This is a genomic window from Exiguobacterium antarcticum DSM 14480, assembly GCF_000685865.1.
In the GTDB taxonomy this organism is placed as follows: domain Bacteria; phylum Bacillota; class Bacilli; order Exiguobacteriales; family Exiguobacteriaceae; genus Exiguobacterium_A; species Exiguobacterium_A antarcticum.
In genome coordinates this window covers 62,349-87,994 of the sequence record NZ_JMKS01000003.1, presented here as the reverse complement: position 1 = coordinate 87,994, position 25,646 = coordinate 62,349, and the positions used below count along the sequence as shown (strand labels likewise).

At 45.2% G+C, this 25,646-nt stretch carries 33 protein-coding genes and 1 pseudogene; 26 read left to right on the top strand and 8 right to left on the bottom strand.

The genetic code is table 11. The features are described from left to right. The first annotated feature begins 5 nt into the window (after nt 1–5). The 10 genes from panB (at nt 6) to nth (ending at nt 9,510) form a co-directional block, all read left to right on the top strand. Nucleotides 6–845 carry a 3-methyl-2-oxobutanoate hydroxymethyltransferase gene (panB, locus tag P404_RS0101525; RefSeq protein WP_014970594.1) on the top strand — a complete coding sequence of 280 codons (840 nt, stop codon included), beginning with the start codon at nt 6–8 and terminating at the stop codon, nt 843–845. Then, a complete protein-coding gene (gene panC, locus P404_RS0101520; RefSeq protein WP_026829830.1) occupies nt 842–1,672 on the top strand; it encodes a pantoate--beta-alanine ligase in 831 nt (276 codons plus the stop codon). The genes panB and panC overlap by 4 nt, the downstream gene beginning before the upstream one ends. Before the next feature lie 2 nt (nt 1,673–1,674). Continuing rightward, entirely contained in the window at nt 1,675–2,058 is a 384-nt protein-coding gene (gene panD / locus P404_RS0101515; protein ID WP_026829829.1) for an aspartate 1-decarboxylase, read from the top strand. Nucleotides 2,059–2,158: 100 nt separating this feature from the next. After that, complete coding sequence (gene dinG, locus P404_RS0101510; RefSeq protein WP_014970591.1) at nt 2,159–4,972, top strand: ATP-dependent DNA helicase DinG; 2,814 nt, start codon at nt 2,159–2,161, stop codon at nt 4,970–4,972. A 61-nt stretch (nt 4,973–5,033) separates the two neighbouring features. Beyond that, nucleotides 5,034–5,204 (top strand): YpmA family protein, encoded by a 171-nt coding sequence (locus P404_RS18150; protein ID WP_014970590.1) that lies wholly within the window; start codon nt 5,034–5,036, stop codon nt 5,202–5,204. After that, complete coding sequence (locus P404_RS0101500; RefSeq protein ID WP_014970589.1) at nt 5,201–5,668, top strand: hypothetical protein; 468 nt, start codon at nt 5,201–5,203, stop codon at nt 5,666–5,668. The genes P404_RS18150 and P404_RS0101500 overlap by 4 nt, the downstream gene beginning before the upstream one ends. A gap of 17 nt (nt 5,669–5,685) precedes the next feature. After that, nucleotides 5,686–6,867 carry a pyridoxal phosphate-dependent aminotransferase gene (locus P404_RS0101495; RefSeq protein WP_014970588.1) on the top strand — a complete coding sequence of 394 codons (1,182 nt, stop codon included), beginning with the start codon at nt 5,686–5,688 and terminating at the stop codon, nt 6,865–6,867. Nucleotides 6,868–6,896: 29 nt separating this feature from the next. Then, a complete protein-coding gene (asnS, locus tag P404_RS0101490) occupies nt 6,897–8,186 on the top strand; it encodes an asparagine--tRNA ligase (protein WP_110418135.1) in 1,290 nt (429 codons plus the stop codon). Between the two features lie 71 nt (nt 8,187–8,257). Beyond that, nucleotides 8,258–8,836 (top strand): DnaD domain-containing protein, encoded by a 579-nt coding sequence (locus P404_RS0101485; protein WP_014970586.1) that lies wholly within the window; start codon nt 8,258–8,260, stop codon nt 8,834–8,836. Between the two features lie 5 nt (nt 8,837–8,841). Continuing rightward, the gene (nth, locus tag P404_RS0101480) at nt 8,842–9,510 is read left to right on the top strand and encodes an endonuclease III (RefSeq protein ID WP_014970585.1); all 669 of its coding nucleotides are present in this window, start codon (nt 8,842–8,844) and stop codon (nt 9,508–9,510) included. Nucleotides 9,511–9,644: 134 nt separating this feature from the next. On the opposite strand, the pseudogene P404_RS17270 reads toward nth, so the two are convergent. From P404_RS17270 to P404_RS0101440, 7 genes and pseudogenes are all read right to left on the bottom strand, one after another. Next, nucleotides 9,645–10,985, bottom strand: a pseudogene (locus tag P404_RS17270) (IS1182 family transposase); the annotation flags it as partial. A gap of 300 nt (nt 10,986–11,285) precedes the next feature. Then, nucleotides 11,286–12,176 carry a DUF3800 domain-containing protein gene (locus P404_RS0101470; RefSeq protein ID WP_236624235.1) on the bottom strand — a complete coding sequence of 297 codons (891 nt, stop codon included), beginning with the start codon at nt 12,174–12,176 and terminating at the stop codon, nt 11,286–11,288. 47 nt (nt 12,177–12,223) lie between these two features. Continuing rightward, nucleotides 12,224–13,345, bottom strand: coding sequence for a site-specific integrase (locus P404_RS0101465; RefSeq protein WP_026829827.1), 1,122 nt, complete (start codon nt 13,343–13,345; stop codon nt 12,224–12,226). Nucleotides 13,346–13,441: 96 nt separating this feature from the next. After that, on the bottom strand, nt 13,442–14,155 hold the full coding sequence (locus P404_RS0101460; RefSeq protein ID WP_026829826.1) for a Panacea domain-containing protein: 714 nt from the start codon (nt 14,153–14,155) through the stop codon (nt 13,442–13,444). A gap of 63 nt (nt 14,156–14,218) precedes the next feature. Further along, on the bottom strand, nt 14,219–14,926 hold the full coding sequence (locus P404_RS18000; RefSeq protein WP_150111966.1) for a hypothetical protein: 708 nt from the start codon (nt 14,924–14,926) through the stop codon (nt 14,219–14,221). A gap of 184 nt (nt 14,927–15,110) precedes the next feature. Beyond that, a complete protein-coding gene (locus P404_RS17995; protein ID WP_051590451.1) occupies nt 15,111–16,010 on the bottom strand; it encodes an excalibur calcium-binding domain-containing protein in 900 nt (299 codons plus the stop codon). A 510-nt stretch (nt 16,011–16,520) separates the two neighbouring features. Beyond that, nucleotides 16,521–16,919, bottom strand: a complete 399-nt coding sequence (locus P404_RS0101440) for a helix-turn-helix domain-containing protein (RefSeq protein ID WP_026829825.1) — start codon at nt 16,917–16,919, stop codon at nt 16,521–16,523. Between the two features lie 188 nt (nt 16,920–17,107). Here P404_RS0101440 and P404_RS17255 point away from each other — a divergent pair, with 188 nt between their 5' ends. The 16 genes from P404_RS17255 (at nt 17,108) to P404_RS0101360 (ending at nt 24,782) form a co-directional block, all read left to right on the top strand. Then, nucleotides 17,108–17,344, top strand: coding sequence for a helix-turn-helix transcriptional regulator (locus tag P404_RS17255; protein ID WP_051590450.1), 237 nt, complete (start codon nt 17,108–17,110; stop codon nt 17,342–17,344). A gap of 48 nt (nt 17,345–17,392) precedes the next feature. Further along, the gene (locus P404_RS17990) at nt 17,393–18,064 is read left to right on the top strand and encodes a BRO family protein (protein WP_051590449.1); all 672 of its coding nucleotides are present in this window, start codon (nt 17,393–17,395) and stop codon (nt 18,062–18,064) included. 18 nt (nt 18,065–18,082) lie between these two features. Further along, nucleotides 18,083–18,376 carry a helix-turn-helix domain-containing protein gene (locus tag P404_RS17245; protein WP_034773926.1) on the top strand — a complete coding sequence of 98 codons (294 nt, stop codon included), beginning with the start codon at nt 18,083–18,085 and terminating at the stop codon, nt 18,374–18,376. Then, on the top strand, nt 18,363–18,662 hold the full coding sequence (locus P404_RS0101420) for a hypothetical protein (RefSeq protein ID WP_026829824.1): 300 nt from the start codon (nt 18,363–18,365) through the stop codon (nt 18,660–18,662). Before P404_RS17245 ends, P404_RS0101420 begins: the two co-directional genes overlap by 14 nt. A 100-nt stretch (nt 18,663–18,762) precedes the next feature. Beyond that, on the top strand, nt 18,763–18,915 hold the full coding sequence (locus P404_RS18475) for a hypothetical protein (protein WP_160166511.1): 153 nt from the start codon (nt 18,763–18,765) through the stop codon (nt 18,913–18,915). A 52-nt stretch (nt 18,916–18,967) separates the two neighbouring features. Continuing rightward, nucleotides 18,968–19,216, top strand: a complete 249-nt coding sequence (locus P404_RS0101410; protein ID WP_026829823.1) for a hypothetical protein — start codon at nt 18,968–18,970, stop codon at nt 19,214–19,216. Continuing rightward, on the top strand, nt 19,213–19,422 hold the full coding sequence (locus P404_RS0101405; RefSeq protein ID WP_026829822.1) for a hypothetical protein: 210 nt from the start codon (nt 19,213–19,215) through the stop codon (nt 19,420–19,422). Before P404_RS0101410 ends, P404_RS0101405 begins: the two co-directional genes overlap by 4 nt. A 12-nt stretch (nt 19,423–19,434) precedes the next feature. After that, the gene (locus tag P404_RS0101400) at nt 19,435–20,379 is read left to right on the top strand and encodes a YqaJ viral recombinase family nuclease (RefSeq protein ID WP_034773923.1); all 945 of its coding nucleotides are present in this window, start codon (nt 19,435–19,437) and stop codon (nt 20,377–20,379) included. A gap of 15 nt (nt 20,380–20,394) precedes the next feature. After that, nucleotides 20,395–21,306, top strand: a complete 912-nt coding sequence (locus P404_RS0101395; RefSeq protein ID WP_026829820.1) for a recombinase RecT — start codon at nt 20,395–20,397, stop codon at nt 21,304–21,306. 11 nt (nt 21,307–21,317) lie between these two features. Further along, nucleotides 21,318–22,220: a DnaD domain protein gene (locus P404_RS18975; protein ID WP_026829819.1), complete on the top strand. Its 903-nt coding sequence runs from the start codon at nt 21,318–21,320 to the stop codon at nt 22,218–22,220. A 12-nt stretch (nt 22,221–22,232) separates the two neighbouring features. Next, nucleotides 22,233–22,463 carry a hypothetical protein gene (locus P404_RS0101385; protein WP_026829818.1) on the top strand — a complete coding sequence of 77 codons (231 nt, stop codon included), beginning with the start codon at nt 22,233–22,235 and terminating at the stop codon, nt 22,461–22,463. Continuing rightward, the gene (locus tag P404_RS0101380) at nt 22,463–22,687 is read left to right on the top strand and encodes a hypothetical protein (protein ID WP_026829817.1); all 225 of its coding nucleotides are present in this window, start codon (nt 22,463–22,465) and stop codon (nt 22,685–22,687) included. Before P404_RS0101385 ends, P404_RS0101380 begins: the two co-directional genes overlap by 1 nt. Continuing rightward, complete coding sequence (locus P404_RS0101375) at nt 22,687–22,923, top strand: hypothetical protein (protein ID WP_026829816.1); 237 nt, start codon at nt 22,687–22,689, stop codon at nt 22,921–22,923. Before P404_RS0101380 ends, P404_RS0101375 begins: the two co-directional genes overlap by 1 nt. Nucleotides 22,924–23,080: 157 nt before the next feature. After that, nucleotides 23,081–23,545 carry a hypothetical protein gene (locus P404_RS0101370; protein ID WP_026829815.1) on the top strand — a complete coding sequence of 155 codons (465 nt, stop codon included), beginning with the start codon at nt 23,081–23,083 and terminating at the stop codon, nt 23,543–23,545. A 56-nt stretch (nt 23,546–23,601) separates the two neighbouring features. Then, nucleotides 23,602–24,027 carry a hypothetical protein gene (locus P404_RS0101365; protein WP_026829814.1) on the top strand — a complete coding sequence of 142 codons (426 nt, stop codon included), beginning with the start codon at nt 23,602–23,604 and terminating at the stop codon, nt 24,025–24,027. 41 nt (nt 24,028–24,068) lie between these two features. Next, on the top strand, nt 24,069–24,782 hold the full coding sequence (locus P404_RS0101360; RefSeq protein WP_026829813.1) for a hypothetical protein: 714 nt from the start codon (nt 24,069–24,071) through the stop codon (nt 24,780–24,782). A gap of 95 nt (nt 24,783–24,877) precedes the next feature. Here P404_RS0101360 and P404_RS0101355 read toward each other — a convergent pair whose 3' ends face one another. Beyond that, nucleotides 24,878–25,630, bottom strand: coding sequence for a hypothetical protein (locus P404_RS0101355; protein WP_026829812.1), 753 nt, complete (start codon nt 25,628–25,630; stop codon nt 24,878–24,880). Between the last annotated feature and the right edge of the window lie 16 nt (nt 25,631–25,646).

The following is a 25,646-nucleotide window of genomic DNA, read 5'->3' as shown; positions in this document are numbered from 1 at the left end:
CACACATGCATACGATGACACCTTTATTAAAAAAACAACAAACCGGAGAGAAGCTCGTCATGCTGACAGCTTATGATTATCCTTCGGCGAAACTAGCAGAAGCCGGGCAAGTTGATTTATTGTTAGTCGGCGATTCATTGGGGAATGTGATTCTTGGATATGATTCAACGATTGCCGTGACTGTTGATGACATGGTCCATCATGCCCGTGCTGTACGTCGAGGAGCTCCCAACACGTTTATGGTCGTTGATATGCCGTTTGCCAGTTACCACGGTTCGTTCGACCGGACGCTTGACGCAGCGGCGCGTATCTTCCAGGAAAGTAACGCGGACGCTTTGAAGCTTGAAGGAGCAGGCGACATCTTAACGACGATTCGTCGTTTGACAGATGCCGGTATGCCTTGTGTCGCCCATTTAGGACTGACGCCACAATCTGTTGGGGTTTTAGAAGGATTTAAGGTCCAGGGGAAATCACTTGAGGCAGCTGAACAGTTGATTGCCGACAGCTTAGCGGCCGAGCAAGCCGGAGCGAAGATGCTTGTGTTAGAATGTGTCCCTCATCCGTTAGCCAAACGGGTCCAAGAGTTGTTGACGATTCCGGTGATCGGGATTGGGGCTGGTTCGGATGTTGCCGGACAAGTGCTGGTCTATCATGATATTCTGACTTACGGAGTTGGACGTCTTCCGAAATTCGTCAAGGCGTATGCCGACTGGAATACGTCGGGGACAGAAGCAATCGCTAATTATGTCAAAGAAGTAAAAAATGGTACGTTTCCAGAACTCGCGCACTCGTTCATGATGGATGAAGAATTGATTGGTGCCTTATACGGAGGAACAACAGAATGAAGATCATGCGGAGCGTCGAACAATTGCGGGAAGAATTAAGCGGACAACAATCAATCGGATTTGTTCCGACGATGGGATTCCTGCATGAAGGGCATGCCTCGTTACTCGAGCAGGCCCGTGCAGAAAATGACATCGTAGTCTTAAGTATTTTTGTGAATCCGACACAATTCGGACCGAATGAAGATTTGGACCGGTACCCGCGTGACGAAATACGTGATCAGCAACTGGCGCAATCTGCCGGAGTGGACTATCTGTTTTATCCGACAAACGAGGTGATGTATCCGCTCGATATGGCCCGAGTGACCGTTCGTTCTGGGGATGACGTCTTATGTGGCGCTTCACGTCCGGGACATTTTGATGGTGTCCTGACCGTCGTCAGTAAATTGTTTAATATCGTCCAGCCGACGCGTGCCTATTTCGGATTAAAAGATGCGCAACAACTCGCTTTGATTGAAGGATATGTCGCGGATTATTTTGTCCCGGTCGAAATCAAACGGTGTCCAATCATTCGAGAAGCAGATGGGCTGGCGAAATCGTCGCGGAATGTCTATCTGTCTGATCGAGAACGGGAACAGGCACCGGGGATTCAACAAGCATTAGTCGAAGCAAAACAGGCGCTCGATCAAGGGCAGCCGCTTGACACGGTTCTCGAAAAAACACGTACACTTTTGCAATTTGAAGGAACGACGATCGATTATGTCGAAGCCGTCGCTTATCCGACACTTGGACCGATCGATGCAACGACAGAAACGATTTTATTAGCGGTTGCGGTTCAATTCGAATCAGCCCGCTTGATCGATAACTTATTATATACGAGAGGAGCATGACCATGTTACGAACATTCATGCACGCAAAATTACACAAAGCCCGCGTCACGGAGGCCAACCTCCATTATGTCGGGTCGATTACGATTGATGAGGACTTACTGGATGCTGTCGGAATTCTTGAAAACGAGAAAGTTCAAGTGACGAATAATCAGAACGGTGCCCGGATTGAGACGTATGCCATCAAAGGGGCACGTGGTTCAGGGGTCATCTGTTTAAACGGAGCAGCGGCACGTCATTTCCAAATTGGTGATGAGGTCATCATCATGGCGTATGCACAACTCACGAACGAAGAAATCGCTGAGCATGTTCCTAAAGTAGCGGTACTCGATCAAGAGAACAGCATTAAACAAATGTTGTCACAAGAAATCGCACATACGATCTTATGAATTTGAGAGACCCGGGATACATGCCGGGTCTTTTTTTGTTAAGATGGAACTTGAGATGCCATGTGGTGAACATGTGGATGGTTAAAGGTGGAGAGAAGCCGTGGAAAAAAAGTTTGTTGTAGTGGACCTAGAAACGACCGGACATTCGATTAAATCCGGCGATGAAATGATTGAAATCGGTATGGCAGTGATCGAAGACGGTCAGATGACGGAACGTCTATCGGCATTTGTCCGTCCGCAAAAACCGATTCCGCCGTTTATTTCGCAGCTGACGGGAATTACGGACAAGGATGTTGCCGATGCGGAAACGTTTGATCAGATTGCACCACGTGTTTTGCAATTGTTAGACGGTGGTGTATTCGTAGCACACAACGTCCAGTTTGATCTGACGTTCTTAAATGAAGCGTTAGAAGAAGAAGGTTATTTACCGTATACAGGGCCTGTCATTGATACCGTCGAATTGGCGCGGATTTTATTGCCGACAGCAGAAAGTCATTCGTTATCACATCTGACCGACGCCTTACACTTGACGCATCACGAAGCACATCGAGCAGGCAGTGACGCGGAAGCGACGGCAGAGCTGTTACTCTATCTACTTAGTGAGTTGCGGAATTTACCGCTTGATACATTACGCCATTTACGTCGCTTAGCCGGGAAATTGTTTAGTGCGATTGAGGAAGAGATCGATCAGGCGATTCGACTGGTGGGTCTCGAGCCGGATGAACGGTTCGACAGTTTCCGAAAGATTGCCCTGAAAAAGCGGGTCGACTCGGAAGAACTGACGATACGGACGGACCTTGAACCGTTTAGTCCGTTTGTTGATCGCCTGAATGAAACGGTCTTTCCTCAATTGTTCCCAGGATACGAACCACGAATGGGCCAACTCGAGATGATGCGTCATGTCTATCAATCGCTTGATCAAGAAACACCTTTGTTGGTCGAGGCGGGGACAGGGACAGGGAAGTCGCTCGGATATCTTGTACCTGCCGCGCATTATGCGATTGAACATGAGACCCCGATCATCGTCAGCACGCATACGATTCAATTGCAGGAACAACTGTTTGCACGTGATTTACCACTCTTGCGCCAGCTGTTCAACGAACCCGTCGACATCACCCTGCTGAAGGGTCGGAATAATTACATGGATTTACGAAAATTCGAATTTTTCCTCAGTGAGACGGAAGAGCCGTATAATTTTACGCTCGCAAAAGCGATTTTGCTTGTCTGGTTGACGCAGACAGATACGGGGGATTTAGAGGAAGTCAGCTTACCGGGCGGGGCAGCCCAAGGCAATATTGCGATCAAACAATTGATTCAGTCCGATAGCCAATCACAACTAGGACGATTTGACCCTTGGTATAGCCGTGATTTCTTTCATCATGCGGTTCGTCGAGCAAAACAGGCAACAATCATCGTCACGAACCATGCGCTGTTGTTTAGTGACATTCAATATGAAGCAGGTGTCTTGCCGAAAGGCTGTCCGTTGATTTTAGATGAGGCGCATCAAATCGAAGAAGTAGCCAGTCATCATTTTGGTTTAGTATTTGATGGGCATTCGTTTGATCGGATTTTCAGACAGCTTGGTTTTTCATCGGATAAAAAATTATTAACAAAATTGATTAGTCTGTCCGATCAATTTGATTTGACGGAATTGGTTGAGGCACATAGTGAAACGATTGATGAGACATTAACGGAACTACTCGAAGAGGCAGATGGTCTGTTGACGATCATCCAGGCCTACGGACTAGAGCTTGCCTCACGTAAAGAACGACGGGAAGGACGGGTCACGGTCCGCTTTAAACGACTCGATCACTCGATGCGTGCCGTCCAAGAAAGTGCAAAACGGGTCGAACTGGTCTTAAGACGGTTACGTCAGGCGATTCGGGCGATTCATAAATTGTTCCATGATCAACGTGAACATATGAGTTATCGGGAACGGTCGGTCGTCGCAGATTTGAAGACGGTCATCGGTCAACTCGAAGAGGCCGAACAAGCCATTTTCGAAACGATGCTTGCTCCACACGATGAGACCGTATCCTGGATTGAAACGACTGCTAAAAATCGGAAGCTGACACGGATTTATACGCAACCCATTGATATTTCTGGACGCCTGCATCGGGATGTCTTTTCGAAACGGACGTGTGTGTTGACTTCTGCAACCTTAACCGTGTCGAACAAATTTCAATTCATCGAACAGCGCCTGGGATTATCAGAACTTGAGACACGACGGTTCATCGTCCCCTCGCCGTTTGGATATGCGGAAAAAGTCCGATTGATGGTCCCGACGGATTTGCCGTTATTACAAGATGTACCACAAGCGACCTATTCCGAAGTCATCGCGGATGCGATCATTCGGATTGCGGAAGTGACAGAAGGACGGATGCTTGTCTTGTTCACCTCAAACGAGATGTTGCGACAAACGCATGATGCAACGAAGGTGGCATTACCTGAACGCTTTACGTTACTTTCTCAAGGGATTACCCAAGGTTCACGTCAACGTCTGATGAAACAGTTTAAACAACTTGACGCCTGTATCCTGTTCGGGACGGCAAGCTTTTGGGAAGGGGTCGATGTACCAGGGGACGATTTAAGTTGTCTTGTGATCGTCCGCTTGCCTTTTGCGCCACCGGATCAACCGATTGTCCAAGCCCGCTCGGAACAGATTGAACAGCAAGGGAAATCCTCGTTCTTCGAATACAGTTTACCGCAAGCGATCATTCGTTTTAAACAAGGATTTGGTCGATTGATCCGGACGACAAATGACCGTGGCGTCGTCTTTGTCTTTGACCGGCGAATTGAGACGACACGTTACGGAAAACGGTTTGTTTCGAGTCTACCGCAAGTGCCGGTTCTGGCAAAGCCACTTGACGAACTGACGGCAGAACTGGAATTGTTCTTAAATGATATCGATTGAGTCTGTTAAAATAAGCATTATCGCATTATAATAGATGTAGAAAAATGAGGGAGGATATAAGATGGATTCGAAAATCGAGACGCTCGCAACCGTCAAGGTCAATCGGCATGACGATACGTACAAGATTGTAGACTTATTGAATCGCACGTTGAAAACAGAGGATTTGATGTTTGGTCTGGCATTAGACGAAAAAGATAAGGAGAAGATGGTCTTTACCATCTACCGCACATGAAGTGGAAGGTCGTCATCGGTCTTGTCTGCTTCATCCTTCTGATTACGCTCATCGGTACGGGAATTTATCAATTCACCGTGGCGGAAGCTAAAGGGCGCGAAGAAAAAGTAGTGCTTCAGGCAGAAGCACGCCTGAAAAAAGAATTGGCACCGGAACAGATTCGGTTTGATCATGTCTTTAATGGCAAAACCCAGTATAGTGTGTTTACGATTCAACAAGATGGAGAAGCGGTCCGGACGTTTGTGCCAAAGACGGGTCGCATCGAGACGAGACGGGTCTCCGACGGGATGGAGATTGCCGAAGTCATTCGACAAGCCGGTAGTCCTGCTGAAATCGTTTCCGCCAAATATGGTTTTGAGGATCGGGCGTTGATTGAGATCGTCTCCAAAACCAAAACCGGCTATGATTATTCGTATTACACCTATCAAGAAGGAACGTTCATCAAACGTCTACGGATCAATTAAAAAAAGGAGTGTGCAAGATGTTATCTAAACGTGTACAACAGTTGGCACCGTCAACGACATTAGCGATTACCGCAAAAGCAAAAGCATTACGTGAAGAAGGACAAGATATCATCGGACTCGGTGCGGGCGAGCCGGACTTCAACACTCCAGAATTTATTATCCAGGCTGCATTTGCGGCGGCAGAAGCAGGCGATACGAAATACACGCCATCCGGTGGGACAGTGGCCTTAAAAGATGCCATCATCGAAAAAACGCGTCGCGATTTATGGCTTTCGTATGAACGGTCGGAAGTCATGGTCGCTTCAGGTGCAAAACATGCCTTGTCGACATTGTTTCAAGCGATTTTAGATCCGGGCGATGAAGTCATCGTTCCTGCTCCATATTGGGTCAGCTATCCGGAACAAATCAAGTTAAGTGACGGCGTTCCCGTCATCTTAGAAACGACGGAACAATCACGATTCAAGGTGACACGTGACTTACTCGAACAACATATCACTCCGAAAACGAAGGCGCTTGTCTTGAACTCGCCGTCGAATCCGACGGGAATGGTCTATACGAAGGAAGAGCTCGAGATGGTAGCGGATGTAGCGATTCGTCATAATCTTTTGGTCATCAGTGACGAGATTTATGAAAAGTTGTTATACAATGGTGTCACGCATTTATCGATCGCGACGTTACCAGATATGCGAGAACGGACTGTCATCATCAATGGCGTCTCAAAATCCCACGCGATGACAGGATGGCGGATTGGTTATGCAATCGGGCCAAAAGAAATCATCGCTGCGATGACGAACCTTGCGAGCCATTCGACGTCTAACCCGACATCGATTGCGCAAGCAGCATCTGTCGCCGCTTATGCAGAAGGCGATGCACCGGTTGAAGCGATGCGGGTCGTATTTGAAGAACGTTTGGAACAAATTTATGACCGGTTGATTCAGATTCCAGGCTTCACGTGCCTGAAACCGGAAGGCGCCTTTTATCTGTTCCCTCATGCGTTACGGGCAGCAGAGATGTGTGGGTTCTCAAACGTCGATGACTGGTGTACGGCCGTCTTATCAGAAGCAAAAGTCGCCTTGATTCCAGGATCTGGCTTTGGCGCACCGGAGTACGTCCGTTTATCGTACGCAACGGATCCAAAACGTGTCCTTGAGGCACTGGACCGAATCGAAGGATTTATCACGGCGCATACAGCCGTTTAATAGAGAGAGGATGTTGACTTTTGAAAGCAATGATTCGTGATGTAGAAAAACACGTAGGCGAAGAAATCACGATCGGATGTTGGTTGGCCAATAAACGATCAAGTGGAAAAATTGCGTTTCTTCAATTACGTGATGGTTCAGGCTTCATGCAAGGTGTCGTCGTCAAAGAAACTGTTGGTGAAGAATTATTTAAGACGGCAAAAGGCTTAACACAAGAATCATCGATGTGGGTGACGGGCGTCATCAAATCGGATGGGGGACGGACCGCGATTGGTCACGAAATGGAAATCACAGCGATTGATGTGATTCATGAAGCCGTGGATTATCCAATCACTCCAAAAGCCCATGGAACCGACTTCCTGATGGATAACCGCCATCTGTGGTTACGCTCAAAACGTCAACATGCCGTTATGGTCGTTCGAAACGAATTAATTCGCGCCACTTACGAATTCTTTAACCAAGAAGGGTTCATCAAGGTCGATCCGCCAATCCTGACGGGCAGTGCCCCAGAAGGGACGACAGAATTGTTCCATACGAAATATTTTGATGAAGATGCTTACTTGTCGCAATCCGGACAACTTTATATGGAAGCGGCAGCGATGGCACTTGGAAAAGTCTTTTCGTTTGGTCCGACATTCCGGGCTGAAAAATCGAAAACACGCCGTCACTTGATCGAGTTTTGGATGATGGAGCCGGAGATGGCGTTTTATGATCACGAGATGAACTTAGAAGTGCAAGAAAACTACGTGACGCATCTTGTACAATCGGCACTGAACAACTGCCGTGCCGAACTCGATTTATTAGGTCGCGATTTGACGGTGCTCGAGAGCATTCAAGCACCATTCCCACGCGTCACATATACAGAAGCAATCGAGATGTTGAAGGAACAGGGATTCGATGATATCGAATTCGGAGACGATTTTGGAGCGCCACACGAGACGGCGATTGCCAATACGTTTGCGCGTCCCGTCTTCATCACACATTGGCCAAAAGACATCAAACCATTCTACATGAAGGAAGATCCAGAAAATCCTGGTTTTGTTCTATGCGATGATTTGATTGCTCCGGAAGGGTACGGGGAGATCGTTGGTGGTTCACAGCGGGAAGAAGATTATGAAAAGTTACGTGCCGGCATGAAAGAACATGATCTAGATGAAACTGGTGCCTACAAGTGGTATCTGGAAACCCGTCAATATGGATCAGTCCCGCACAGTGGTTTTGGTCTTGGACTCGAGCGAACAGTCGCCTGGATCACAGGTGTTGAACACGTCCGTGAGACGATTCCGTTCCCACGTTTGTTGAACCGATTGTATCCGTAATATCGACCGAAATCGACCCATCCCTCGGACGGGTCGATTTCTTGCTTATCTTACAGAATCGAGGAAGTGTCATGGATCATAATTTAATTCAACTTTTTGAGGAAGGAACGGTTGTGCTCCCCAAACGATTGTTTACGGAAGCAAAACGTCTTGGCATCAGTTTTGTCGAGTTTACGTTGATTGGACAACTGTTTGCTTGTCGCGCAGAAGGGATGGAGATGCCTTCACCGGAAGAACTGAGTAATCGACTGGGATTATCGGAAACAGAGACAATCGAGACGACACTAGGTCTACTACAAAAAGGGCTACTGGCGATGGAGAACGTTAGTGGGGCGGAACGGTATTCGTTAGTTCCACTCTATGAAAAACTAATGGCTCCACCCGAACAAGAAGCGCCGAATTTCGAGACAATCAATCCGTCCGTCTTCCAACATTTTGAGCGGGAACTTGGCATGATGTCACCCTTCCAGATGGAACAGATCATCCAGTGGCTGACGATTGAGAACATTGCGGAAGAACTCGTCTTAGCGGCCTTGCGTGAAGCCGTCTATCATAACGTCCGGAAGATGACGTACATCAACCAAATATTACGGACGTGGGAACGAGAAGGGATCAAGACGCTTGAAGATCTGGCGACGAGAGGAGGCTGACGTCAATGTTACGAAATGCTGAAATGGACCGGATCGAGCGAACGCTCGAAGAGATGTTTCCGGACGCTTTTTGTGAATTGATTCATCAAAATCCGTTCGAACTGGTGGTTGCCGTCGCACTGAGTGCTCAAGCAACCGACGTGTTAGTCAATAAGGTGACGCCCGATTTATTTGCCGCATATCCAACACCGGAACGATTGGCGGCGGCACCCGTCGAACAAATCGAGGAGAAAATCAAACGCCTTGGTTTGTACCGCAATAAAGCAAAAAACATCAAGGCGCTAGCGGAACGACTCGTAACGTTACATGATGGGGAAGTGCCGACTGATCGTGCGGGGTTAGAAGCCTTACCGGGCGTCGGACGAAAAACAGCGAATGTCGTTCTGTCTGTTGCGTTTGACGTACCCGCATTTGCCGTTGATACACACGTCGAGCGGGTATCGAAACGTCTTGGAATTTGTCGCTGGAAAGATAATGTCACGCAAGTAGAAGTGACGTTAATGAGACGGTTTAAACGGGAACGGTGGTCGAAATTACACCACCAGTTCATCTTTTTTGGACGGTATCACTGTAAAGCTCAACGTCCCAACTGTCTCGAATGCCCGTTACTCGACATGTGTCGGGAAGGAAAAAAACGGACAAAAGGATTAACAAATCCAATCGACAGCGAGTGAATCAAAAGAAGCAGTGGACGCGGTGTCCACTGCTTCTCAGATCGTAGACAAACCCTCATTTCAACGTTGAAATGAGGGTTTGTCTTATGTAGTCGTAAAAAGTGATGTTGAAAACAAGGATTCCCACCGGAATCCCATGACCAGTTCGCCAATTTTTTGAGGTTCAGGGCACTAAAAGTAAGCATCGCTTGTAGCGTTGTTTTTTTCAGACCACGATATCGGGCCCAACGCATGCCATGCTTTTCTTTTGCATCTGCGAAGACACGTTCGATGGTCTCCTGTCGTTTTCGATACAATGCCCGGTTCACAGAAGTATGCCGCAAATGCTCCACCTCATCCATTGCTTCCTGCCAGATATGGCGTAGGATCATTTTTTTATTCTCTTGGCTCTTCGTGCACTGTGAAAGAAAAGAGCACGACGCACAGATCGTTGGGTCAGAGACGTATTCCCGATGCCCCTCTCGATTGGTCGTCCGATAACGAAGAACTTGATTGTCGGGACACAAATAACAGTCATAGTATTCGTCGTAATAGAAGTCTTTCGTTTTGAACATTCCCTTCACCCCTCTGGGGCGTGTATAAGGAAAAACCGGTAAGATGTTTCGTTGAAGGAGATGATGTGCGAGCTGGACTGTCTTGTAAGCAGAATCGGCTACGACGGCGAAGGGCTGATTGAAATGATGAGTGACGGATTCAAGAAGAGGTTCAAGCATTTTACTATCATGTACATTTCCAGGTGTGAGGATCAATCCAAGTACGAATCCGTTTCGATCACAAGCTGTATGACAAGAATAAGCGAATAGTCGTTCACGTTCCCCCTTCACGTAGTAACCACTCTCGGGATCTGTTGTACTTTCCTTGATTTCGCGTGTTTCAAGACGGCTCTCCTTGGGGGCGAAGGGCTTTTTTCCATGCAGTACCCGATCCTCGTTGACTTCCAGGTCGAGTTCTTCTTTATACTGTTGGATAGCGCGACGGACAATCTTTTTCTTCTTGAACTTCCGTTTATTTGCGTTCGCCTTGATGTGTGTGGAATCCATGAATAGGACCGAAGGGTCCACGAACCCAGCTTCGACACTTTGTGAGAGGATACGATAAAAGATGGTTTCGAACACATCCGTGTCCTGAAACCGCCGGACGTAATTTTTTCCGAAAGTAGAGAAATGAGGCACTTTCTCATCCAGTCCGATTCCGAGAAACCACCGATATGCGACGTTCGTCTCAATCTCCTTGATGGTCCGACGCATCGATGGAATACCAAACAAGTATTGGAGAAGCGCCATCTTAATCAATAAAACAGGATCGATACTGGGTCTTCCGTTATTTTCACAATACAGTTTCTCTACTAAAGGATAGATGAATTCAAAGTCCATGACCTGATCTACTTTTCGAACGAGATGGTCCTGCGGGACCAATTGTTCCAATGTGATGGTGATGTTCTCAGAACGATGATGTTGGCCTCTTTTTCCCATCATAAGAATTCCTCCTCTTTCGAATATCTATGCTAGTTGTATACCCGGAAGCGTGAAAGAAAAAGCGTTTGTTCGCTCGAAATCGCTTCCTAGGGAAAAACAAGCAGGAGCGACCCAGCAGCGAAGTGATGCGGCGCGATGCTTGTCCCAGGAAAACGATTCGAAGCGAACAAAAAAAGCGGTTCTTCCCGATTAAGAGAAAAACCACTACTTTGTCTTCAGTCTGAGAAGCAGTGGACGCGGTGTCCACTGCTTCTTTTTGTATAAAAACGAACTATTGAGTCAGCTTCTTTTCTGATGGCCTTAACCGTTCCATGGCGTGTCAGACCATTCACGACGTTTTTTAGTAATCGGAACCTTTTTGAAGCCCCAGTTTCGAAAATCTTGATCGGGGCTATCCCGGCGAATGTAAATTTTGTTTTTAATGGCCTTAAAAATTCGGTTTTCGTCCCCGTAATGGACAAACCGCGGCTTCACCTCGATCACCCCACGACGGACACGGGAGAGGGGGAGGCAGACAAGATCGGCAATCTCAAGACCGGATTGGTAGAGATCACTGTCTTTTTCAGCAAAAATGAACCCTTTGATTTTTTGACGGCTTTTCTCGACATCGAGGTGGACCGTTCCTGAATTGAAGATATCGAAAAAGGCTTTTTGAATCAACAAGTTTTGATAATCATCCCGACTTTCCAGGACAACCCGTGCACTCGTCGCCTCTGTTTCCTCAAGAAACGCATAAAACGATTTCATCAAGTGGGCAAACGCCACGACATATGGATCTTTTGGTGTAGAATAGAATTCCTGCAGTTTTTGTTTATCGACTTCGACACTGACGATCGTACAGTCGATGTCAACGAGAAAATCTGGTAAAGCGACCCAAAAGTGACGTAACATATCGATTGTGATCCCGTCTTCTTTCCCATACGGGTGCTCAGCTTTTAAGATTTCTTTCAGGTGGAGTGGAATATGTGGATCTTCGAAAACCGCTGATTTGAATTGCATCAAGCGTTTTCGTAACGGACTTGGTTCGCCGGTTTCATCTGAGTCGATGGCATATTTGTATTCCATTAAGACTCCGGTCAAGTTAAATTGTGTATTTCCTTTGGGTGTACCGGTTTCGTCGACGAACATGACGTACTTTTTTGCTGTTGGATTTGTGGTCTTAGGAAATCCTTTGACATCAACGTTTTTCACGTTTTTTAGTTCTCTTTTGTTCAACAGAATCTCCTCCAATTGCACATTTATTGCACACTTTTATTGAAAACGAGGACATCAGTAGCCTCTTTATGCAACTTTACACTGACATGGCTATATAAATCCATGGTTATCGCATAACTTGCATGACCTAATCTTTCCTGGACGACTTTCGGATGCACGCCTTGTTCGAGCAATAGGGTGGCGTGCGTATGACGTAGATCGTGAATCCGAATCCGTGGTACGCCGGCGAGCTCCGACAGCCAATTGAATGCCCGATGCGTGATGCTGGTTCCTAACGGTCTTCCCATCGTATTCAAGCAGACGTAGTCACTGTCATTCCGGTACCCATGGCTTAGCTGATGAGCGGATTGTAGCCGTTTCATGCTCTTGAGGTAATCGATGGCGGTCTCGTTCAACACGATGAGGCGAGAACGGCCGTTTTTAGGGGCTTTCTCATTTTCGAAGGCTGAGCGGTTATGGTCCGCAATGGAGCGCTTGACGAGGATCGTCTGTTGCTCAAAATCGATGTCAGACCAACGCAAGGTGATGACTTCACCGATGCGCATCCCGGTATGCAGGATCAAGATGATGGGGAGGGCACGCAGTTCTTTCTCATGCGTCTGGATGAACAGTTCACATTCTTGTTTCGACCAGACCGTGTGGTTCTTGACGGCGCGCCGGCGGTCCTGAGCGAGTCCGTTACTTGGATCTTCCCGAAGATACTCCATCTCGACTGCATAACGGAAGAAGGCGCGGACTTGTTGCATCATCGTATTATAGCTATTCGCATTCCATTCCCGTAGCTCGGCATATTTCGTCAAGACATCGGATAGATGATGCGTCCGGACGTTCTCAAGTTTCATCTTCCCCAGTTCGATTTCTAACAGGGATGACACCTTTCGGCGGTTGTAGAGTGTCGCTTTTGCAAGTTGCGGAGCACGACGTTCGTAATAGACCGCAATCAGATCTGTTACTGTCATCTGAGACTTTTGCCGTTTGATGGACCCGTCCTCACGTTCCTTGAGTAAGTTGGCCATCCAATACTCCAGTTCCCGTTTCGTATCCGCTCGTTTATACTTCTGGATCCTTTTGCCTCGTTCATCGAATCCAAGACTGATCCTGGCTTCCCATTTACCGGTAGTGGGGTTCTTTTTTATGTTCGCCATTGTTTAAGAAGCCTCCTTTGAAAAAAGCAAATTTAACCAGAAAAAAATCTTTGTTCTCTTAACTAATGATAGCAAAAGAACAAAGATAGAACCTACTTATACATTTAAATTAAAATCTAACGATTCTTTTATACACTCTACACTCATAACGTTTGACTTTAGTGGTATAAATACAGAAACCCATGCACGTCCTGGCTCATGTGTAAAAGTTACTAGATTGTTAGCAGAATAATCACCGTACTGTTCGATAGTTTCATCAACTACTTTTAATATTTTGCGTCCGATGGAAGTGGATAAATACCTTTTTTCGTTTGCAGTAGGTACATCGATAATTATTTGTTCTGATCTGAGTGATTTAAATTGATGATAAACTGAAGGAATCACTGGACCGTAGTCCCACGCTTGAAATTCTTCACCGAATAAAGGAGAATCGGTTTCTTTTAGGAATTTGCAGTATGCAATATAAAGTAATTTTTGAAGTTTTAATGGTGTACAACGGACTTTCATCGCGATGAGCTGCGCAATATCAAGGGGTGTAATTTCTTCTGAAGCACGGATTACTTCTAAAAATTCTTGCTCGCATTCAATTAACTCAACATCTTTAAAATAAGAATCCATTTGTGCTACTTCTTCCCACTTACTGGTCATAGTTTGACCGAAATGAGTGCTTAATCCAATATCGTCAAATTCTGACTCGATTTTGGAATGTAATGAACTTACTTGTTCTGAGTAGTTTGTTGATGTCGGCCTAAAAGCATAACGCTTCCCATCCTTGAAAGAAGTGTATAACAAAATGATAAATTGAAACATAAAATCCCTCCTCTGACTTGATAAAGATATCATGTTTATAGGTGTATGTATACTTGGTATACCTTAATTCCAGTCACTGTCAAACCTTTGATTGGTTGCTAAATCAAGTAGATAACCTTGTTTATACTGCGCATGAGAAAGATCATTACTTGAAGCATGTATTGGATCCCAAATTTGTAATTCCCAAGGGAAGTGAAAATTTTGAGTACCTTTGATATAAATATGTGTGGCTTTATAATCTCCTTTTGATGAATCTACACATTTAGTACGTGGATTTTGAGAGCATAATTCGATCAACTGATCATGGGAACTTGCTCTATTTGAAAGAAACATTCTGAATCCTAAAAGATCGTTAAGACATTTATTAATAGCGATTTTACCCTTATGATGATCGTTTAGAGCATACTTTCTAATCTTATCGGCTAAAGACACAGAATACTTAACGCGACTTTTTAATCGTTGAGTTATGCTAAACCCTTCAAAATTCCCATGAAAAGAAGGATTTGATAAAACGTGAGACAGGTGAAAGTGTGTTAATGACTGTCTGTATTTGTAGCAATATTCGTTTAGATCGTCATGAATCACACGTGATTCGATGGGACAAAAAATCTGATCAATCCGCTTTTTATTCAAGTTGTAAGTGCTAGCCTGTGGGTTAGTAAAATAGAGTTCATTAAAATCATCTTGAAGAGAGATGATTAACCTAATAATCTCTTCTACACCCGATAAAGGCATAGGAACCAACGAAATATTATCGTTAATTAAAATCATCTCCAGTCTTAACGTAATAAAGTAAAACCAAATCTATTTTAAATATGAGTTAATTGAAAGTTCTTTTGCAACAAAATTCAAGTTTTTATCTACGTAAATAAAAACTATATTGATAAGTTTAGTTATTTCGTCGGAATCTCAACCGTGTACCGGTCAGCATAAAGTTTATGTTGTCCGCAACAATTTAGTTCTGTTCGCACGCAAAAGCATCGTTGTCCCGATCCATCTTATCTTGATAAGCGGGGTGAGTACTCGGAACACCATCGGGATAAACGGTTCTGAGATCTGTACAGTTCGCAAAATCTGTCTCGACAGCTTCGGCAGCAGCGGCTTCTTCCTCTTGTGCAATACGTTCTTCTTCCGCTTTCTTCTCCGCCTCTTTTTGTGCAGCAAGTTCAGCGGCTTTTTTCTCTTCTGCTTTTTTGGCAGCCTCTTCTTCCTCTGCTTTCTTCTGTGCAGCTAATTCCGCTTTGCGTTCACGTTCTTTTTCGGCTTTTGCTTTTTCAGCAGCTTCTTTTTTAGCCTTGTCGTCATCGTCTGTGTCGTCATCTTTAGTATCATCGGACTGATCTTCAGCCTTTAATGTATTGATTTGTTCCGTTTTTACGGGCTCAGCTTTATCCTTTTCATCATCACCATTGACCAGTCCAGTTAATAATGAGAAGTAGACGAGGGAGGCAATAAGCATTTTCCAGCCGGTGCCACTTCGATAGCCAAGAATCTTTCTATACCACGGACGAGCAAGTAATGAGATCTTCTTTCGTTGTTCAATCAATTTTGCGACTTCTTTTCCTTCTTCATCGCCAACAAAGATAGTCAGGACAACGTTTTTTTTATGCCGGTAGGTACGATCATTTTTACGATCACTTTTAAATAACTCATCGGGAATCTGATTCCAATGATAGTAAACTAAAAGTTCAACGGATTGTTGATGACGAACGTAAAAATAAAGCCCTTCTTTTTCAGTGGCAACAACGTAGAAGGGTTCACTGTATGTAGTAGATTTTGCTTTACCTAACGTTACGAATCCATTTGGATGAAGTCGATCAAGTTCATTTAGTGGGAACGGACGACTCGTAGACATAATTTTTCCTCCCTTAATGTTCATTTCCCTTCATTTTACCAATTTTAAGATGTGTAAAAGTCTTTCCTTTTAAGAAAAAGGGAAGGTTTGGCAACAACCGTCCGACAGGTTTCGACAATTCTAATCTAAGTAAATAAAAAAGTGTTCGACAAATATCTGTATCAGTCACGTTTCACTATTTTGAAAAACAGTTTTGTAAATAAATAGAGAATGTCATAAATTGTCGAATCGTTGGGATTGTAAAGAACAGGATGATACTTGAAAATAAGGTTTGCATAAGGCATACTAAAAAAACATCATATAGAACGTTAGTTCGCATTTGGAGGGGTTCATTTTGTATGTGAAGTCAACGCTCAGTTTAAAATCCAAAGAATCAATGTTATTAAAAGAGCGACAAGTGACTGTAAGGAAAGATGGACTAACTATTCGAATGACCTTCACGCTGGATGAAGTATTCGATCGAAATAAATGGGAGACAATAAAAATTGAGTATCAAAAAGGCGACTGAGATCATTCAGCCGCCTTTTTGCTTCTTTCAACTTGAAATTCGATAAACGCATAAATTTCTTCGATCTGTTTTCGAGAAAGACTTTCCAGCTCTTCATCGGTCAGCTTTAGAAGTTTTCTGATACTTTCATCCGCTTCGTAATGAACATCTGATTCTTTCATGATAGGATCAGCGGAAGAATTACGCTTTGACGTCAAACCTAGTAAATAGTCTGCGCTACAACCAAATAGCAAGGAAAGTTTAGCTATCGAGGATGCATTAGGTCCCATTGACCCATCTGCATATCTTGTGATCGTAGATTTACTAACTCCAATTTTATCGGCAATCGTAGCTTTGGATAGGCCGCTTCTCTTCATCTCTTCTTCAAATCTATCTGTAAATGTTGTCGAAGAATTTTTCATTTATACATCACCACCATTTAGTAAATTAAATAATACGACTTTACAAGTAGTATAACCGACATGGCAACACTCGTTGCATATATGCAATGAAAAGAAGAAAGTTTTTAAAAATAACCGTTGCGTTTAAGCAACTAAGGGTGTATATTTGGTTTAAGGGTAGCAAATACGCAACAGAAAGGAGGGATAGTATGAACGATGCCTTTCTTGCTCTTATTGAGTTTAGAAGAAAGAAAAGCAAACTTACTCGTAGAGAAGTAGCGAAAGAATTAGAAGTCAATACCTCGACTTACTATAGAAAAGAGTCAGGTAAAACAGAATTTACAGCTACAGAAATTTTTAGAGTAATTAGTCTTTTGGGAATGGAAAAGGATGTTGAGCAACAAATTTTTTTGAATAAAGGTTGCGTAAAAGCAACTAACGAATAATATTTTTTTCTTTATTCTTTTTTATACCCGAAATTAGGAGGAAGAATTATGAATCAACTTACAAAAGTTTTTAAAGGCAGCGAAATTCGAATGATCGGCAACAACACTGCACCGTTATTCGTTGCTTCAGATGTTGCGAAAGCGCTTGGATACAAAGAACCGCATAAGGCAGTCAGTCGTCACTGCAAGGGTGGGACGAAACATCCCGTCCTTACAAATGGTGGTACACAGGACATGATCGTTATCCGCGAACCGGATGTCTACCGTCTTGTCACCAACTCGAAGTTGCCGGCAGCACAAGCATTCGAAAATTGGGTCATGGAAGAAGTACTCCCATCAATCCGCAACACCGGATCCTATGAAGTACCCAAGGGCATCCCGTTCGCTGAATTGTTCACCGCAACAGCCCAACTGCTTGAGAAACAAGGTGAGACGGAAGCAGCCATCACGACACTCACGGAAAAGATTGATTTACGGATGACCCTCGATTATGGGCAACAGCTAGCAATCGAACGAGCAAAGAAACGTCGTGCTGAGGATCTATGGAAAGAACTAAGTGAACGGCCATCTGATTTATATGATTCGAAAGCGAAACTGTACGGACGTTTCGGGAGCGACATCAAACGTGCTTTCGCAGTCGCATCTTATCGTGATATCCGACAGAACCAATTCGACGAAGCACTCTCATACGTCACACATTGGCGTCCAGCGCTCGTCTAAATCGTGAGGAGGTAAACCATGTTGTTCAATGAGCAGGAATTCAAACGCATGATTGCAGACGGAATTGCAGAATCACTCGCAACGATTGCACGGAAGCGTGAGTATCTCACGGTACCGGAAGTATGTGAGGAGCTACGGTGCAGCCGTAGCACGATTGACAAACAGATCCGCGAGAACGGATTACCGATTACACGTGTCGATGGGAAAATCATTGTCCGCCGCGAGCATTTATATGAATGGCTCGACAAACGAGTTGAAAGCAACGACTGGAATCAAACAATCGAAGGAGTGAAACAACATGCCACTTTATAAAAATCTTGATGTCTTAGCCAATGCTCTGGTAGATCGGTTTCACGAAAACCCAACGCTTCAACCCTTGATCAACGTTGAGGACGTCGTGTCAAGCATCCTCGCTGATGTGACGCGAGAGATGGTGGAAGAATCGGAGCCGGATGCCTTGGTCCACTTCAAACAGATGGTCAAAAATGATCCGATTATCGTGATTGACGCCATCAACAAAAAACACGTTCTGCATCTTATGGAAGACACGTTCGATATGCATCTAGTCCGAATGGATCCTCCAATCAAGCTGAAATGAACGCATATGTCATCTACGGTTTCGCATTGATTGCTTTCGCCATAGCATTCGGCGGCTGGTGGTGGGATGAACGAGGTTGACCTGGAAAGGAGGTGAGTACATGTCAGCGGAAGCATTCGTCATGATGGCGACCGTCTGGGTCGTGTCACTGATTGCTGTCGTTCCCGTCTTCATCATCGAAGGACGTGAAGAGCGGAAGTTGGAGCAAGAACAGGCGGACAAGAAAAAAAGCCACCACTCAAGAGAGCGATGACCACTTTTGCCTAGGAACTTAAGTGTATCACGCTCCGGACAGGAGGAAAACCATGAACACGATTAATCGAGCGCAACGAATCGGGCGCCTGCTGTTCATTAAAAAGCAGAAAGCAGCCATCGAAGTCGATCGCGCTACCGAATCTGTGGATCACACCATCGCAGAGTTAGAAAAGACGCTGTCACGTTTAGGATTCGTACTCGGCACATACGCACCGGCTTATTCATTCGTCCAGGTGCTTCAAAGCCAAATCGAGACGTTAAAAATTGCTTTAGCCAAGGTGAAGGAGGAGTCGAAATGACTATCTACCGCTGTAATGGATGCAAATACGAAACAGAAGACGTCACGGAGCTTCCATATATCCCCGAAGCGGACGCCTATCTCTGTATCGATTGCGCTGACGATTATGAGTCAAATGAAATCACCACTGAATCGGACTTCGATACGTTCGAGCTGGATCCAGAACTTAAGGAACAGCTCACCGACTATCGAAATGCCGTTCTATAAGGAGGAACGAAGATGAACATTTTAGTCAACACGAAGGACATGGATAAGAATGAATGGCTCGAGTGGCGTAAAAAAGGGCTCGGCGGAAGTGATATCGCAGCCATCGCCGGTCTGAACAAATACAAGTCAGCAATGAGCGTTTATCTCGAAAAAACAGGAGAGGTAGACATCGAGGATACAGCAGGTGAGGCTGCCTACTGGGGTACCGTGATGGAGGATGTTGTAGCGAAGGAATTCGAAGCACGCAGCCGACACAAAGTTCGTCGTAAGAATCACATGATTCATCACCCAGAGCATCCATACTTGCTCGGAAATCTTGATCGCGTCCTGATTGGCAAGAAGGAACTACTCGAATGTAAGACGGCATCCGCTTATCTCAAAGAAGAGTGGAAAGACGACGAGATTCCGGCAGCCTATCTGATTCAGGTCATGCATTATTTGAATATCACTGGATACGAGGCTGCATGGATTGCTGTACTGATTGGTGGCAATCACTTCATCTATAAACGGATCGAGCGTGACGATGAACTGATTCAGTACATCACGGATATCGCCTCAGATTTTTGGAATAATCACATCCTCAAGCGTATTCCACCTGCATACGACGGTACTGGCGCATCGAGTGACCTGCTGAAGCAGTTATTCCCAATGGCAGAAAGTGATTCAGAAATTGAATTGCCAGATGATGCGGATGATCTGATCGATGCATATCGCTTTGCCAAAGAGCGTGAAGCAGAGGTGAAAAAATCAGTGCTCGATGCGGAAAATCGTCTCAAAGGAATGATTGGTGAGGCAGAAGTTGGTATCGCACGTAACCATCTTGTTCAGTGGAAGAATACGAAGCCTCGCGAAACATTCGATACAAAGTCGTTCGCGAAAGACCAACCGGATCTATATGAAAAGTACGTCAAAATCGGAAAACCGACACGCCGCTTTACGATAAAAGAAACGAAATAAGGGAGGGCATTCATCATGGCCAAAACAGCAGATATCAAAAATCAACTCGCAAACCGGGCTTCTCAAGCTCCGGCACAACAAGGTACGACACCTGAGCAAGGACTTCAAAACATGCTTGCCTCAAACTTCAAGGCGATTCAATCTCTCGTACCAAAGCATGTCACGCCAGAGCGTTTGGCGCGCCTCGGTTTGAATGCAGCGACACGTAACCCAAAGTTGTTCGATTGTGATCCAGCGACGCTCGTCGGCGCCATTGTCAATTGCGCTGCACTCGGCGTCGAGCCGAATCTAATCGGTCATGCCTACATCCTCCCATTTTGGAATGGTAAGACGAAGCAAATGGAAGCCCAATTTCAACTAGGGTTTAAGGGGACGATCGATCTTGCACGCCGCTCCGGAGAGCTCAAGCAACTGTACACACATGAGGTCTATGAAGGAGACAATTTCCACTATTCTTACGGTCTGAACAAGGACTTGCACCACGTCCCTTGTGGTGAAGATGATCCGAGTAAGGTCACACACTTTTATGCTGTGTATCACCTTAAGGACGGCGGATCAGACTTCGTCGTTATGACACGGAACCAGGTTGAGAAGCACCGTGATCGTTTTACGAAATCGAAAGATAAAAGTGGGAACGTCTTCGGACCATGGAAAGATCACTTCGTCGAGATGGCGAAAAAGACGGTCATCATTAAATTACTGAAGACCGCACCACTTTCGATTGAGCGAGAGGACGGACAGGTTCGCCAAATCGGTGAGCTCATCAGTGCCGACAATTCAATCAGTGTGGTCAAAGAATCGACTGTTGCGCAGACGGGATTCATCGAAAATCAATATGTCGACACGGTGGCAGAACAGACAGAACCCGAAACACTGAACAAAGAAGAGGATCCATTCGATGGGCAGCAGTTCCCATTCGACGTGTGAGGTGACGGAATATGAGCCAAGATCGAATTCACGACAGTAACACGATTCCCTTCACCATGATTCCCCACGAGGTCGTACGCGATAATGCGACCTTCGGGGACATCTACGAAAAGATGGTCTACTTCGTTCTCAAAAGTCATGCGGTCAACGGGACTGGAGCCTTCCCTTCGTACGCGACGATTGCAAAAGAAGCGCAATGTTCAAGGTACAAAGCAATCAATTGCGTGAAATCTCTTGTTTGTAAAGGACTCGTCCGAAAAAACGCTAGAAAGAACGATGATGGGAATCAAACAAGCAATATTTACACCATAGAAAATTTCGTTACTGGTAATTCACAACGACTAGGGGTGGTCACTGACATTGACCAGGGTAGTCAACCACAGAGACTAGGGGTAGTCACTGACGTTGACCCTAAGAATAACCCTATTAAGAATAACCCTTTAAGTAATTCATCATCATCAGAGCGCGTAATCAATAATAACGATGATCTTTCAAAATTAGTCAGCTTCTTTCAAAAAGAAATTGGCATGGCATCCGGTTACGTCATTGATGATATTCAGCATACGCTCGCTGAAAGTTCCTATGAATTGATTCAGTACGCGCTCGAACAATCGGTACTCAATGATGTGCGGAACTGGAAGTACGCAAAAGCAATTATCCGGAAGCTCGCGGATAAGAAACTGTTCACGCTCGAAGCCATCCAGCTGCATGAATCCAAGCGGTCAACGTCTCGATCTACGAAAGGATTTGGTCGTAATCGTCGAAATGTTCCGGACATGGAAGAACCGGCATGGGTCGCAAAAGAGAAAGAGGAACAGCAAGCCTTCGAACAACGGAAAAAGCAGGAGCTTGAAAGTAATGTTCCGGATGACTCGGAAGTCCAGGAACTACTTCGCTCGCTCCATCAGGACTAGGGGGAATGATGGATGCAGTTCAGATTGACGGATATCAGTGAGACAGGACTTGACCGGCGTATCGCGGACCATGTGAACCGTGGCGCCCGGCTCGTCCGGCGTGATCAGTTCGTAAAAGGCAGCAAACAGTTCTCGAAAGAAGAATTCTCCGGTCGTGTCAGGTTCGTTTCTCGAAATGAATATGTGCGGTATATCGCATTGATGGAGCTTCCAGAGCGGAAGCCAAGGAAGGAGACGGGATGATGAATATTTTCGATGCTATGAAAGGAATCGCAACGGGCACGATTCGTTTTGCAGAGTTTGAGCTTCAACACGGCATCATTCGGATGCAACTTGATGCGAATGGATATATGACGAAGATGGTTCGGAACCATACGGATGAAGCGTTCCATCGTGCAGCCTTTCAACGATTATCACCGTCCGAATATCAAGCAGATTGGACAGTAGTAGAAGGGAGCGATGACTGATGAAAACACTCGTTTTTCGCAAGAAGCACGATCACCGTGAAGAAATCCTGTTCATTTCGAACCAGATCCGTCGTCATACATTGATTGCGGGTCGCTTGGTCCAGGTGGAGGACGGACTTCGACCAATCAGCATCGCGGTCATGCTGTCGAGAGAACGAAAGGATTGGACGCTCGAAGGTCGCTCACTTGATGAACACGAGGTGTCACGGCGATGGCCCGACCGAATCAGCGAATAAAGTACAGCGGAACGAAACCGCAATTGTTCGAGCGTTACGAAAAGAAACAGTACATAGTGCTGTACATCCCAGATGCCACACAACATGAAACGCAAAAAATGATCAAGAGCGGCTGGCGACCGCTCCGATTCTAAAACGAAAGGAAAGACGGCACTGCATGGAATATATCGCACATAAGCTGACGAAAGCACAACGCGTTCTCGTTGAGAACAAACTGAAAAGCCTGTATACGTTACCTGCACGGATTGAATCGTTAAAGGCACGCTCATCTCCCTCAATCACGGCCGGCTATCAAGCCAGTGAGGTGCAGCGGAATAGTCGACCGTCGAGCAGTGTCGAGAAAGCAGTCATGCTGCTTGAGCAACTTCGGCAAGCAGAAGCCGAGCAACGTCTCTTGCTCCGAATTCGTGAAGAACTTGACGAGACCGACCCGGACCTGAACGAGATCTGGAATCTCCGGTACCGACCGAAATTCAAGTACACGGATAACGTCGTCATCGAAATGATGCGCTACGGCAACCGGAACACTTATTACGAGGCAAAGGACAAACTACTCGGCATCGTCGCCGATCGCTTCGGTGTTTGGGAAGACTACGAACAACATAAGGAAGGGGGACCGTAACATTTCGACTACCGTATGAAAAAACTAAAACTAATCAACCAATCGGAGGGAATCCCATGCCACAACCTAAAATCAATCTAAACGAATTTGCGAACGGTGCATTTGCTGAACGCGTCAATATCGCTTTAAACGAAGTTTATGCTAATATCGCTGATAAAAATACGGACCCAACGAAGAAACGTAAAGTGACGATTACGATGTCATTGTCTGCAGACGAAGAACGCGACCTGGCACTGGTCGATATCGGTGTCAAAACAGTTCTGACACCAGCGCGGACGATTGGTTCAAAAATCATCATCGATGTTGATTCAGACGGAAAAGCGGTCGGTCAGGAATTGAAGTCAGGTTCTCCTGGACAGATGATGATTTCTGATGGCGGCGAGATCGTCAATGACGTCGGAATGCCAATTGAAGAAGAAAGTGCGGTACCGAACGAAGATAACGTCATCGATTTACGCAGCAACCGTTCCGCAAAAGCCTAAAACTCGGTAATCCAACCTCAAAAATCAAAGGAGATGTTCATATGTCATTACTCAAAGATGCGTTCAACTGGATCAAAGATCACGGTCAATTCCAAACAACAGAGGTTCATGGTCGCACGGTTTCAGACCGTGACCTCCATGCGATTACAGCACCGACCGCAAGTGCCTTGAAAGTACACACGCTGACGGCACTCGTCGAGTACATCAAGAGCGAGTTCGACACAAATGAATCGTTGCTCGTTCATGTGAAGGACCCCGAGACGGTCACGGTCATGAGCAAACTCAACGGGGATCAGAATCGCAACCACTACATCCAAGCTCACGCGTATATCCCGTCTTTCCGTTTCGATTCGTACTACGATCCGGAAGACATCAACATCAAACTCCAGTCCGTCTTCGTCCCGAATGAGGATCAACAACTAATCTTGAAAATCGTCGGCACGATGAAGGAAGACAATGTCCGGACGGTCGGGGATGACGGTATCTCGCAAGCGGTCACGGTCAAGACGGGTGTCGCAACAGTCGGTGACGTCAAAGTCATCAATCCGGTCACACTTGCTCCTTATCGGACATTCATTGAAGTCGATCAACCAGAAAGCAAGTTCGTCCTTCGGATGCAGAGCGGACCACGAGTTGCCTTGTTCGAAGCAGATGGTGGTGCTTGGAAGAATGAAGCTATCAAGAATATCAAAAATTATCTAATTGAAGAGCTATTGGGTGCCATCGATGCGGACAAACTGACGATCATCGCATAATTGCAACAATCCGAATATATAAAAATACATACTTGTAGTTACAAGTAAAAGTAACTTCAAGTATGTATTTTTATATATTCGGTTTAGTAGTTTTATTAATATTTTTTCGAGCAAAATTTATTTCTCTCAGCAGAAGACATTTTTCTGTCTTGAGAAACATGTACTCCGTCTAGTTCTCCTCGTAACATCTTAGGAGATAATAATTTCAAATATTGGGAAGACATAACCATACCATCCATACGGTTGTAAAATGTTCCTGTTGTTTTATATTTTAGTGGTCTAAAATCTATCCATCCTATAGAGCCAGGAGCAACGTTAATACCCACAGTGCTCGAAATCGTTGAAGATTTGGTAAGTGTGAAGCCGATAGTAGTCTTTACTTTCTTTATATCAGGCAAACCTAAATTAAAGTTTGCACTCCAAGTTTCTGTTCTACTGAAGCCAATGCCTTGATTGGCGTCTCTTGTACCACAGTTAGCTAAAAGTTTACTTGCTCGTTTGCGCTTTCCCCAGTATTTATCCTCTGATTTTTCAGACCAAGTTCTAGAATAACCAAACCCTTGAGCAGAGTAATCATTACCAGAATCATTTAGTTCGAATGGTTTATCGAATGGAAAATCTGGTGTTTCAATTGTTACTGAATTATCAGCGGTAGAGTTGTTTACAGTATAAACTTCTGATAGATCTACTTCAGAAAAATCAATCTCGTCAGTAGTTTCATCAACGCTTTCTTCACTTGCTGACATAACATTTACAGAATCTTCAGCAAAAACTGAAAGTCCATTAGAAAAAGGACTGAGAATGACTAAACTGGAAAGGACGGCAAACGGGTACTTATTTAATTTCATTGTTTCGAACTCCTCT